The organism is Novipirellula rosea (assembly GCF_039541335.1).
Lineage (GTDB): Bacteria > Planctomycetota > Planctomycetia > Pirellulales > Pirellulaceae > Novipirellula > Novipirellula rosea.
The window spans coordinates 200,020-212,691 of the sequence record NZ_BAABGA010000017.1 but is presented as its reverse complement, the minus strand read 5'-3'; the positions used below and the strand labels follow the sequence as shown (position 1 = coordinate 212,691).

At 54.9% G+C, this 12,672-nt stretch carries 10 protein-coding genes; 3 read left to right on the top strand and 7 right to left on the bottom strand.

Annotated elements, in window-relative coordinates:
- Nucleotides 1–222: 222 nt before the first annotated feature.
- The 6 genes from ABD971_RS06335 to ABD971_RS06310 form a co-directional block, all read right to left on the bottom strand.
- Nucleotides 223–1,572: a DUF3748 domain-containing protein gene (locus ABD971_RS06335; RefSeq protein WP_345320468.1), complete on the bottom strand. Its 1,350-nt coding sequence runs from the start codon at nt 1,570–1,572 to the stop codon at nt 223–225.
- Between the two features lie 141 nt (nt 1,573–1,713).
- Entirely contained in the window at nt 1,714–2,121 is a 408-nt protein-coding gene (locus tag ABD971_RS06330) for a hypothetical protein (RefSeq protein ID WP_345320466.1), read from the bottom strand.
- Between the two features lie 107 nt (nt 2,122–2,228).
- A complete protein-coding gene (asnB, locus tag ABD971_RS06325; protein ID WP_345320464.1) occupies nt 2,229–4,148 on the bottom strand; it encodes an asparagine synthase (glutamine-hydrolyzing) in 1,920 nt (639 codons plus the stop codon).
- A 135-nt stretch (nt 4,149–4,283) separates the two neighbouring features.
- Nucleotides 4,284–5,333, bottom strand: a complete 1,050-nt coding sequence (locus ABD971_RS06320; protein ID WP_339941300.1) for an aspartate/ornithine carbamoyltransferase family protein — start codon at nt 5,331–5,333, stop codon at nt 4,284–4,286.
- Nucleotides 5,334–5,502: 169 nt separating this feature from the next.
- Complete coding sequence (locus ABD971_RS06315; RefSeq protein ID WP_339941298.1) at nt 5,503–6,984, bottom strand: sodium:solute symporter family transporter; 1,482 nt, start codon at nt 6,982–6,984, stop codon at nt 5,503–5,505.
- On the bottom strand, nt 6,981–7,523 hold the full coding sequence (locus tag ABD971_RS06310) for a hypothetical protein (protein ID WP_345320461.1): 543 nt from the start codon (nt 7,521–7,523) through the stop codon (nt 6,981–6,983). Before ABD971_RS06310 ends, ABD971_RS06315 begins: the two co-directional genes overlap by 4 nt.
- Nucleotides 7,524–8,136: 613 nt before the next feature.
- On the opposite strand from ABD971_RS06310, the gene ABD971_RS06305 reads away from it, so the two are divergent.
- The 3 genes from ABD971_RS06305 (at nt 8,137) to ABD971_RS06295 (ending at nt 10,556) form a co-directional block, all read left to right on the top strand.
- Nucleotides 8,137–8,631, top strand: a complete 495-nt coding sequence (locus ABD971_RS06305; RefSeq protein ID WP_339941295.1) for a low molecular weight protein-tyrosine-phosphatase — start codon at nt 8,137–8,139, stop codon at nt 8,629–8,631.
- 91 nt (nt 8,632–8,722) lie between these two features.
- A complete protein-coding gene (locus tag ABD971_RS06300; RefSeq protein WP_345320458.1) occupies nt 8,723–9,505 on the top strand; it encodes a TIGR00282 family metallophosphoesterase in 783 nt (260 codons plus the stop codon).
- A 121-nt stretch (nt 9,506–9,626) separates the two neighbouring features.
- Complete coding sequence (locus ABD971_RS06295; RefSeq protein ID WP_345320456.1) at nt 9,627–10,556, top strand: sugar phosphate isomerase/epimerase family protein; 930 nt, start codon at nt 9,627–9,629, stop codon at nt 10,554–10,556.
- Nucleotides 10,557–10,568: 12 nt separating this feature from the next.
- Here the strand turns inward: ABD971_RS06295 and ABD971_RS06290 are convergent, their stop codons facing one another.
- Complete coding sequence (locus tag ABD971_RS06290) at nt 10,569–12,488, bottom strand: PDZ domain-containing protein (RefSeq protein WP_345320454.1); 1,920 nt, start codon at nt 12,486–12,488, stop codon at nt 10,569–10,571.
- Between the last annotated feature and the right edge of the window lie 184 nt (nt 12,489–12,672).

The window sequence follows — 12,672 nt, the reverse complement described above, 5'->3', positions numbered from 1 at the left end:
TAGCCATAATGAAGCTGTCACCCACCCGATCGAGCAATGGTGTTGCTTTTTCCAACAAGCCGACGCACTGACCGCCGAAGAAACCATTCGCCGTCTACCTGACCCGGCGTTTTCTGAAGCGACAGGAGTATTGGAGATGATTTCCCGAGATCCTGACCAGCGCCGATTGTATGAAGAGAGACTGAAATTTGAACGTGACGTCCGCGTCAGTTTTGTTCTCACTCACCCCAACCGCGTCTCTGCAACAAAAATCTGGTTCGGGTTCCCTGCGATCGAACGATCAGGTCGCAGAAACGCGACATGCTTTCCATTGGGGGAATAAACCACCGCTTCGGGACGTGCGGCACTAGCAGGATCCGATTCCGCGGTGAGCGGGGTAGTAGTGCCGTCGGCAATATCCACTTCGCAGATGCAGCCGCCCGCAGCACAGGCGATCGCGGCGCCATCGGCACGGAAACTAAACGCGGACTCGATGGGAAAATCATTGTGAGTGAGTTGACGGAATCCCGGCTCGGTTGGGGAAGCGAGCCAAAGTTGCGTTCGCCCCGCATCATCGCGCATCAGAAACGCAATCTTGCTGCCATCGGGACTGCTGCGTGGCCAATGTCGGACGTTGCCAAGCCCCGGGTATTTTCTCTCTGTCGTATCCGTCAATCGTCGCTGTGCGGTGCCTTGTGGCGGCGCAGGACGTGTCAACGGAGTGCCGCAGAGCGGCGTGTCGCCACGGACCGTGACGTCATCGGGAATGTCGACCACGAACAGTTCGGGGACGGTGCGGCCGTCCTCCGAGATCACATCGCCGATGAATGCCAACGCACGCGTCTGTCGTGAACCATCGCTACGAAGGTAGCCGCTCTCACCTACCCACGCGTCGCTGTAGGCTCGATTGATTTGGTCACTGCCAGGTGCCGGATCATCCGAGGTTTTTGTGACCAAGACGCTGAACATCGCCCCGTCGTGATTTCGCGGATGGGTTGTCGGCACATGGACTTGGGCGATGGGGACCGACACGCCGACGTTCCGCTGATTCTGATGAGCCCCCACCGTGGTCGAAGTCGCTAGTACATGGTCGTCGTACGTAAAGCTGACCCAGCGCCCATCGCCACTAAAGACATGTACATGAGTGCCACCACGAAGCGCGCCGGGGGTATAAGGCGGAACCACATCGCACGCATCAAGATTGGCGACGAGGTGTTTCGTTGCGGCAGGTCCTTGTTGCAGGTCGACGGTGACCCCACGACGATGCCAAGCGGCATACGACCAATCTTCGCTTGGGTTCTCAGGGCCGTGGATGAAAACAATTTTGTCATCGACGGGACTCGCGGTGACCACGCCGACGCAAGCAGCATGGTTGGCTTGGTAGACCACTTCAACGTCGCCGGATTCGACATGAACTCGTTCGATCCGATTGCCATCGAACAGCGAACCTGCCGCATCACTGCGAACGTCGTAATAGATCCACTGTCCATCCCGCGACCATACACCGATGTTCGTCAGAAGATGATTGCAGTGACTGCGAGTGATCGCTCGTTCGCGAAGTTGAGTGCTGGAAGCGATGTGAAACGATGTCATACATGTGCTACTTAAGTGCCCCCGAAAAGAGCACTCATGCTATGCTCTGAAAAACGCCGATGCCAGTCCCCACTGATCGCCGATCTTGCAATTAATGGCAGGCAAGCGATTGTGCGAGCCCCGCAGTCGTGAGTTCTCGATCTACGAATTGAGCAATAAAGGAAGTGTCGCGATACCTGCGATCACAAATAATAGAATCGTTGCGGCACAGCCCTTTCGTTGTTCGATTCCTAGTTCGTGCATCAAACGTTCGATGAACACTTTTGATTCCTTCAACCGCACGCCCGTGCTCTCTTTGTACAGCTTGACTGCTTTCAGCTTGCTGCCCTCTTGGATGGCATCGAGTATTTCATCGATCTGTTTCCCGTTTAGATCCTTGTGCCAGGAAACGGTCTCTGGGCCAGCGGGGAGACTCTCGACGTAGTTCTTTGCCGCGACAAGTGAACCTCCCGTCCATTGTTTGCAAAGCTTGACCGCATTCAGTTTTCGACCCGCTTGCAATTCAAGGCGAATCGTCTCGATTTGTTCCTCGGTGAGCTTGTCGGACACGCGATGCCTTCCTGGTGCAGAGTGGTTGTTCTCGACCGCTGAGTGTTATTCCGTTTGCAAGCTCCATTGAAACTCTTTTCCCGGCGGAGCGAGCATTATATCTCGTGTCAATCGACCACGGGAAGCGGAAGGTCTTCGACGTATTGGCCGTGCAGCATGTGCAGCTGCAGCGTGTGATTGATCACGATATCATTCCGCCGTGCAATCGTGCCATCAGTCTCCTGCCATGCTCCTTCGATAAACGGATTCAGAGCGTCGCGGTTAAAGAATCCCACCTCGCTGACACGGCTTTCGGTTAACCAGTGATCGATCATCTCTTGGACCGCGTTTCGCTTGACCGGATCGGTGTGGGCCGGCGGTGCCATAAAGGCAAACTTTTTACGTTCATATAACTCTCGCGGCAGCACGTTCACCATTGCTTCACGCAACACCCATTTCTCAACCCCATTGCGAATCCGCACTTCGGGCGGAATCGTCGTCGCGTACTCGGCTAAATGATGATCCAAAAACGCCGGTCGTGCTTCCATGCTGTTGGCCATATCCATGCGGTCGCCACCCCATGTCAAGATTTGCCCTTCCAGCATCGTCTTGCTCCAGGTGTACTGAGAGATATCCAGTCGGTGTCGTCCGCGAACTTGGTCCGGATCGATCGCAGCGGCGACCGCTGCTACCGGATCATATTCACGTAGCAAGTCCTGCATCTCGGCCGACAGCAACGGGCGGACTCGTTCGAGCACCAGCATCCAGGGCTGCATAAAGGACGGAGTGAACCCGCACAGATCTTCCCATGCCGGATGCGTCATATCCTCTTCGGACAAGATCGCGCCGGCGAACAAGCCACCTTCATCTTCGCGGCCTAACCAATCTCGTTTGAAAAACGGGTAGCCGCCAAACAATTCGTCCGAACCTTCGCCGGTCACGACTGCCTTGTAATTACAGGCTCGCACGCGGCGGCTCATGTGCCACTTGGCAACCGCCAAGGTGTTGTAAAACGTGCGTTCGGCATGCCAAGTCGCACGTTCAAAGGCGGGGCCGTAGAGTTCTTTTTCGGTCAACCGCAGCAGTTCTTGTTCGGCTCCGGTGCGATCGGCCATCAGTTTGGCGATATTTGATTCGTCGTACTCATCGTTGTCAAACGCGATCGTGAACGCTTTGACGGGTGACTGTTGTAGCGTCGTCGCCAATCCCAAAATCGAACAGCTATCGATGCCGCCCGAAAGGTAGCAACCGACCGGCACATCGGCTTCGAGTCGCGTGGCGACCGCGTCGATCAAACGGTCCTGGACGCCTTGCACGTACTCTGCCGGATCCGGATTGGGATCATGCGACGTCGGGAAGACAAAATCCCACCATCGCTCGGTCTTTGTTTCCAAGCGTCCGTTACGCATTTCGGCGATCAGCATATGTCCGGGCTGCAGAGCATGAACGCCTTCGAATGCTGTGCTGCCGGGCACCATGACCTGCATCATTTGATGCAGTGCTGCTTTGGGGCATAACTTAGGCGTCACGTCGGGGTGTTTTAGGATCGACTTGACTTCCGATCCCCATACCACGCCATTATCGTTTACCGAGTAGTAGAGAGGTTTAATACCGAATCGGTCGCGAATCAAAATCAAACGTTTCTTGCGATCGTCGTACAGGACGATCGCAAACTCGCCTCGCAATTGATCGACAAACGACAATCCGTCTCGCAGGTAAAGTGGCAGTGCGATCGCGCTGTCGCTTTTACCGCTGCAATCATATTGTTGGCAAGCCAGTTGCGTTCGCACACGTTTGTAGCCATACAATTCGCCATTGACCGTGATGGCATAGTCGCCTTCGGCCGATTCGATCGGTTGATGGCCATGGCTCAATCCCACGATTGATAGCCGGGTGTGCCCCAGTGCGACACCGTTATCTAAGTAAAACTTGCTGCCGCGTTCGTCGGGACCGCGATGGTCTAGGACATCGAGCATGCGATCGAGGGTGAATCGCAGTTCGCGTTCGTTGGTTCGTGATGGGTTCCAGAACCCAGTAATGCCACACATAAGAATTCCTGTTGGGTGTTTTTGGGTTGGGGGAATGAGGTTGGCGCAGGGCACGATCGAAACCGTTTTGCCGTGCCGCCGTGCCGCCGAAGTGAACGAAGTCGCTTCGGCAGCGAGCAATTGATCGCCCCGAGATTAGATTCCGCTGATTCGATCTAAGCGATCCAGTACCGCGGTCAAAAGTGCTTGCCGCACGAACACGGCGCCCGCAGCTTGGGCAAAATAAAGATTGTGTTCAGTTTCGTCCAAGTCTTCGGATAACTCGTCGTTGCGTGCCAAGGGATGCATGATCACCGAACCCGGCTTTAAATTACTGCTGCGATCAAGTTTATAGCGACCGTCAAGGTTGCGATAACTATCACCAAGAAATGCAATCGAATTGACGTACACGACATCCAAATGTGGCAGGACTTCTTGCACATCGTTAGTGATGTCGATTGGAATGGGCGACTCTTCGATCGGCTCGGTCAAATCCAAGCCAACGGGATCGGCCATTTCGGAAATCAACGTGATCCGTTTGACCGAATTGGTGAACATTAGCGATAGCCGCAGAAAACTTTTCACCGCTCGCATCGATCCAGGCGTCCCGATGATCCCCAGGTGCACGCGGCGGTCTTCGGGACAATTTTCCACCGCCAGTTCCGGTCGCCATTTCAGCAGCGAGTACCAATCGATCAACGCTTGCGTTGGATGGTGTCCCGATCCGTTACCGGCGTTGATCAGCGGTCGCTGCAAATTGCGGCGAATTTCGTCCATGCTGTTGGTCTCGGGATGCCGCATGATGACCACGTCACCGTACGTGTTAAACATCTCGCCGATATCCGCCAACGACTCGCCCTTGGCAACACCGGTGACTTGGCCATCAGGCACCGAGAGTACTTTGCCATCGAGTCGCTGCACTGCACTTTCGAAGGACAGCCGCGTGCGAGTGCTGGCTTCGAAAAATGCGGTGATCGCGATCTTGCCATCAAGCGGTTTGTCGATCTCGACATTTCGCATCTCCAGCACGGCGGCTAATTGAGCGATCGCGATCACGGTGCGGCGATCGAATTGCCGCGGATTCAAGATCGATTGTCCCGCCAACGCCTCGAGCGCCTCGCGATCAATCTTGCCGTCGCTAATGTTCAGCAAATCACCGGGACACAACTGCATTCCTTTTGAGTTCATCGCCACATCCGTTGTCATGCGAAGAGATTGAGAGTTGGTTTTTGTATTTGTGCTCACGTTCTTCACCATATTTTCTTACCACGAGAATCGAAGAACAAAAACGCGACGAGCATGATCACGCCGATGCTGCATAGCACCAACGCGCCCACCACAAGCCACTGTAGAAAAGAGACCGAAAACATCATGTTCAACTCGCTCCCACCGGCTCGCGTGTATCCAGAGCATCGACTGACTGGTCATCGCTTTGGAGCGTCGAAAGGGTATTAAATTGAAAGTTGTCGGGGACCAACAGCGTGACCAAACCAAAGACGACTCCCGAAACCGCCGCACCGACCAACGATCCGACAAACCAACCGATCATCTCGTACGCAGCCAAGCCAACGATACTGCCCGAAACCATGGCGCTGCAAGCGGCTGCGGCACTGGGGCGGCGAAAGTACAAACCGCCCACGATGGGCCAGATGCAACTGCCTACCATTGGTCCGGCGAAAAACAACACGGTCGCAAGCGTCCCCAGGTTCGGCCAGGCAAACGCCCAAGACAAAACACCGAGCATCACAATGCTGATTGCGGAATAACGCCGCTTCGCTGTATCGGATAAGGGGGCGGGCGAGCATCGCTCGATCACATCATTGACGATCAAGTCCGATGTGGCCGCCAACAAGCTGTCGATGCTCGACGCCAACGAGCAAAAGACGATGACAAAGACCAACAAGGCACCACCCCATCCCAATAGGGTCGCGGCCACTAATGGGCCCACCGTGTCGGGTTGGCTGACGCCGATGCCAAGCGTGGGAGCGGCCAAGCCAAGAAATCCAGCGAGGATGGGGACCGGCAGCCACAACAATCCACCAAGGGCATACGCTTTGGGGCCAACACCCTCTCGCATCGCAAACGCGCGGCTCCACCATACGTTGCTGTGAAAGATTTCACCAAAACTAAACAACATATTATTGAATAGCGACATCAAGGCGGCAGGAAATAAGACCCACAACAACATCGGTCGATCCAGTGTTAATTTTGCATGCACATCGGCAATGTCTATTTTGACAAGCACCGCGATTGCGACCACGACCAACCCGACCAAAATGATCAAACTTTGGATGAAATCGGTGCCAATCACAGCATACATTCCGCCAAACAGCGTGTACAAAACGCATACCGATAGGACCACTGTCATCCCGACTTCATAGGGGATGCCTGACAATACATTAAGCAGTTTACCACCGGCCATCGACATCGATATCAACCATGTCAACGCGTAGAACATCGAGATAATCAGAAATGGGACCGTTCCCCAAATGCCGTAGCGACGGCGGACAAATTCGACCGCCGTATACCCATTGGGCATCAATTTGCGAATGCGGCCACTCATCGGCGCAAACGCGAACAATCCGAAGCTCGCTGTGGCATAGGCGACCGCGCCCCAAACGCCCAACTGCAAGGCAAATTGGGGGGCCAACATCGTGGTATTCGAGGTGATCCACGTCGCCACGGCGGTGGCCGTCGCCAACGCTAATCCGACGTTTCTGCCAGCGACCGCAAAGCCGTCATACGATTTGGCACGTCGTCCCCACCAAAGACCAAGCGAAATCCACAGGACACTGAACAACGCCAACATCACATAGCCCGCTGTCGAACTCAAAATCGGAGTCGCAGCAACAATCATGAATGATCCTCACTTGGTTCATCACGCTCCGGTGGGGCTCGCCATGAGCCCCAGGTGATCAAAAATACCAGTATAAGAAACACGGCAAGACCAACGAAAAACAGTCCCGATGCGTACTTCATCGGCCAGTGTCGTACTACTACCACCGCAGGAATCTGCGTCTTCGCGATCACTTCGCCGTCGGCGTTCTTGGCTTGCACGTGAAACGGATAAGTACCGTTGGATAGTCCCGATACAAAAGCGACGGGAAAGGCACCGCGGTATTGAACGCGTTGCTGAGCGTCCAGTAATACGTATTCGCTGGCCCCCGGAACCTCGTTCCAGTTCAGCGATACATAGCCCTCTTTGTTGACCGCGAATTCCGTTTGCTCGAACGCCAGCGGTTGTTTAATTGCCAGCGGTTGTTCAATTGCGTGAGCACGGAGATCATCGTCGCCGGAGCCTTCCGCGGGGGGAGCGGAATCCGGAATTATCGACGGATCTTGACCGGAAACAGGCGAAACCTGAACAAGGTGGAGCGAAAGAAAAAACAGCGTCATCGACGCTGCGAGGCTCCTGGGTAACGTTATGCCATGACGGCAAAAAAACACCGCATCTCCTGGGAAAATAACTCGCGATTTCTGTTACGAACCGTTCGTAGTACTAAAGTGAAGCAAACCGCCAAAGTATTTTCGTCACTTCAATTCGCATGATTCCCTCGCTGGTGTCTCAAGGGAAATCTCAACTTAACGTCGTCCAAACGAAGTTCGAATTTTCAGTTTTTGCGGTCAGACACCGCCATGTGAAAAGCCTGTCATGTTCAGATGAATCGCCAGAATACCAAATTTCGGAGCGATCCAAAACCCACCCCACTCACCCCCCGTCCTCCTCAGGCTCGGCGAGCTGATTTGCGGCAAGGGGCCGAAACATCCTTTCCTTGCTTTCAAAGCTGGTTCTCTCTGGGTGCACACCTGCAAATTTGGCGCAAAACGCTATACTCAGTGGCGCTGCGTCGTGGCTGCCCCCAACCAGTAGGGACGCGCCCGCTGGCGAACTTTTACAAAACATTATCGTGGTCATGCGTGATGGTCCAATCGCGACGCATCCTCATTGGCCATGAATTCACATTACCCGAAACCGTGTTCCGAGACACCTTTGTAGGGTGCAATTTCAATGACAAAACGAATCCTATTTGTATGCATGGGAAATATCTGCCGTTCGCCTGCCGGTGAGGCAGTGATGAAACGGTTCGCCCAAGAATACGGTGTCGATATGGAAGTTGATTCGGCGGCGACGCAGGCCTTCCATGTGGGTGAACTCGCCGATCCACGAATGCGATCGGCAGCCGAAGCACGCGGTTATGAATTAACCAGTCGTGCTCGAGTCGTCACCGCTGCCGACCTTGATCCCAAACGATTTGATTTGGTACTGGCTATGGATGCGGAGATTCACGCCTTTCTGCACGGGTTGCGAAAAGGATCGAAATCTCACATCCGCATGTTCGGCGACTACCTCGATGACGAGTGGCCCAACGACGTTCCCGATCCCTACTATGGCGAAGAGGAAGGCTTCGGTGAGGTGCTCGATATGCTCGAGGAAGGCTGCCCTTTGATCATGCAAACGCTTGCGGGTGAGGATATTTTTGAAGGTGAATTCGACGACGATTGATCTCGTCGTCTTCGCGTCCATGACGCCTCGCGAGTATCATGAGCTCGCAATTCTCGAAGTGATCTCACCCGTCTAACAAAAATCGAATTTGATGCGAATCCTGTTTCTCGGTGATGTTGTCGGCAAACCAGGCTACACCGCCGTGCTGCAACACGCCGAACCGTTGCGTAAAGAGCTGCGTTTGGATGCATTGATCGTCAACGCAGAAAACGCGGCCGATGGGTCAGGGTTAACCTCGCGTCAATATCGTCGTTTGGTAGACGCGGGCGTCGACGCGATGACGCTGGGCGATCATATCTATCGTGAGAAAGAGATCGCGAAAACGCTTGAAACCAGCAAGCGAATTGTCAAACCCGCGAACTTTCCTCCCGATGCACCCGGCAAATGCTGGACGATTGTGAAGACCAGTGGCGGCAGTTCGTTTGCCATCGTTTCGCTGCTGGGACGTGTCTTTATGCGGCCGGTCGATTGTCCCTTTATCGCAATCGATCGTGTGCTAGAGGAGATCGGCGAAAAAACGAAACAGATCGTGGTGGATGTGCACGCCGAAGCGACCAGCGACAAGCAGACGCTCGGACGTTATTTAGACGGGCGAGTGACAGCGGTGCTTGGCACCCATACCCATGTGCCGACCGCGGACGCTTGTATTTTTCCCGGTGGAACCGCATTCCAGTGTGATGTGGGGATGTGCGGTCCGTACGCGAGCATCATTGGCCGCGACATCAAGCGTGTCACGCAGACGACTCGCACGTTCCAGCCGTGCCATTTTCATGTCGCCACCGACGACGTGCGGCTGTGTGGTGCGATTGTCGAATCGGATGCGAATGGCCGAGCGATATCGATCCAGCGCTTCGAACGACGCATCGAAAAGTAGGCCGGCAAAGTGAGCTTGCTGGGCAAAATGCTGCAGCACGCGGTGTTTGAATGTGTCAGAATAGCGTTTTCTCAAACTCTCTATTTTCTGGATCTCCGTTCATTCACGCAGGTGCACCATGATGAAGCGACGTCAATTTATTCAGAACACTTTGGCTGCCGGAACCAGCGTAGCACTCGCGTGTCAATCGCTTTCGAGCGCAAGCGTTGCTCGCGAGCCGATTGCTCGTTCGGGACCCCCACGTTTCCAGCTCGCGTTAGCCGCCTATTCGTTCCGAAGCTATTTTTCGTTCATGAAAGAGCGGCCACAAAAACCGGCCGACGATGGTCCTGCGATCGATATGGCCGGTTTCATCGACTACTGCACGATGCACGGATTTGATGCCGCTGAACTGACAAGTTACTTTTTCGATCCGCTGCCCACTGCGGATTACTTTCTCGAACTAAAACGTAAAGCGTTCGAGCAAGGCGTTGCGATTTCAGGCACCGCGATTGGCAATGATTTTACGGTTGGTAAAGGCCCGAAGCTGAATCAACAGATTCAGGATGCAATGAAATGGATCGACAACGCCGCGATTCTAGGGGCACCTCACATCCGGTTTTTCGCCGGCACAAAAAAGCAGATCGACGAACAGCCCGAGCGAATGCCCGAAGCGATCGCGGCGCTTGAACAGTGTGCCGAACATGCAGCGTCCAAGGGCATTTTCTTGGGCGTCGAAAATCATGGTCAGCTGACAGCCGAGCAATGTTTGACAATCATGCAGCAGGTTCAAAACCCGTGGGTCGGCATGAATCTAGATACCGGCAACTTCATTTCCGACGACCCCTACGCCGACCTGACGCAGTGCGTCCCCTACGCCGTGAACGTTCAAGTCAAAACGACGATGAAGTCACCCTCGGGGAAAAAAAGCCCTGCCGATCTGGATCGGATCGGCAAGATTCTACGAGACGCGGGATATCAAGGATTTGTGGTCCTTGAGTATGAAGAAGAGTCGCCCTACACCGCCGTTCCCAAAGTTGCCGATTCGCTGCGCAAGGCACTGGGGATCTAAACCGCTGGGGATCTAAACCGCTTGTAGCAAACGTACCCAGCGGAGCAGCGTTTCTTTGTCGACCTCGCCCGCTTGGATCACAGGGTATCCCGATTTTCTAAGCGTCGGTGCCCAGGATGGTGGATCCTCTTGCGGGGCAATCGGCAATAAAACTTGCAGCGAGGCTTCGGCATCGTTTTCTCGCAGTCGGACCGCCGGAGGACGTGTTTTCGCCGACACTGCGACTCCGTAAAACGTACGGCTGGCAGACATCGCCACCGCCAACGCCATCGAATCCGCCGCTTCCGCCTTCGTTCCACTAATGGCTCCGGGGGCGGCAACGGCAACGGCCAATGGTTCGATCGCCGAAGTCTTTTGGATCGAAGCGACAAATCGGCCGATGACGTCAATCTCTTTGGGGTGCCAGCGTTGGGTATCTTCTGCAGCCACCGCGCACACGACGACTCCTGTCGTTTCAGCGACCTCGCGCCATGATTCGAGCCATTCTTTGGGTGCCGCTTCGCCGGGATTCATCAGCAGTACCATCAATCCCAATTGCTTCAGCGACTCGTCGGCTTTTGGCGCCAAAACTGCCGCGACATTTGCGGCATCGGGTAGCTTCAATTCATTAATCGACCATTTCGCGTCGGCCTCACTCCATGCTTTGGGGATTGCCGTCATGACGCCGCTGTCGATCGAGTCGGGAGTCAACGAAATCGTTTTGTTTTCGTCTGCACGACGCACAGCTAATTCAATCGCCTTGCCTGGCTCGGCAGCCATCATTTGACGGCGAAGCGACTCGACGTCATCCACTTTTGCGACGCCGATCTTTTCGATGATGTCGCCGGGTTCCAATTTACCGTCGGCTGCGGTGCCGGAAATCACTTCGCGGACCAAGACCTGTTTCGCTGGATCGTCATCTTTCGATTCATCCGCTTGCGTTTCTGTGCCCGCTTGGTTGACGGCAATCACTCCTAATCGCTGGGGCTGCAATGGCGGGATCGAATCGGTCAGCGTGACATCAAAGCTGAGCCGTTTTCCGTCGCGATCGACTTCGATCGAAATGGTGTCGCCGGCGTCAAATTTCCCCAGCAACAATCGCACATCTTGATGGCGTTGGACCTTCTGAGCATCGACGGCACGCACCTTGTCGCCGGCTTTCAGCCCCGCGGTTTCGGCGGGCGAGCGGACTCGAATCGCGGCAAGTTCGGTCTGGTTCTCGTACGGGTCTTTGCTCTTCGAAACGATTCCAATCAGTCCCTTTTTGATGTCTTGGCCATCTCGCATGCGATCGAGATTCTTTTTAACCACGTCCAGTGGAATGGCAAACGCAATCCCCGAGTCGTACCAATCGGTGTCCGCTTCGGCCCCGCCTTCGGCAACCGCCGGAATCAAAATCCCCAAGGCGTTGCCGTACAGATCCACCAACAACCCACCGTAAAAGGACGCCGTCACGCGTGCATCGGCTTGGATCGCGATTCCATCAAGTCGCTCTTTGCCGCTGAGCACGCCACGGCTGACCAGTGGCGATGCGTCGATACCGTAGCGTCCGACAGCCACGGTGGTTTGCCCCGTGCGACCTTCGATTTTGTCAGGCATCGCAATTGGAGACAATTCTGTATCGGTTTTGATTTTCAGTAGCACCAAGTCACGATGCTCGTCCTTGGACACTACTTCGGCAGCGTGCCGCGATCCGTCTGGCAACACGACCAGAATAGTGGCCGAAGGCCGCCGCACCACGATACTTGATGCAAGCACGTAGCCGTCCTTGTCAACGATCACCCCGCTGGTCGGTGCGTCTTGTTCGACTTCGCCCTCAGCGCCGCCGGTCCCTCCGACCACTTCGACCACCACAACCGATGGCAAAACATGGTTTGCAGTCGCACGAACCGCTTCAGCCATCGCTTGACGATACTGCAGGTCGTCCGCCGCGAAGGCTTCTGGAGCTCGCATCCCAACAGTAGCCGCGGTCGCGATGAAAAGCGAAAGAATCAGGATGTTCCTGCTGTCCAAATGATTGGCGGTACGGCGCAAGCCGTCCGGTCTCGCACAGAAAATTAGCATGCAATACCGGTGGGCTTGCGCCCAACCGCTAACAAGGCTTCGCACTTTCAACACGTTCGCCATAGGATCAACA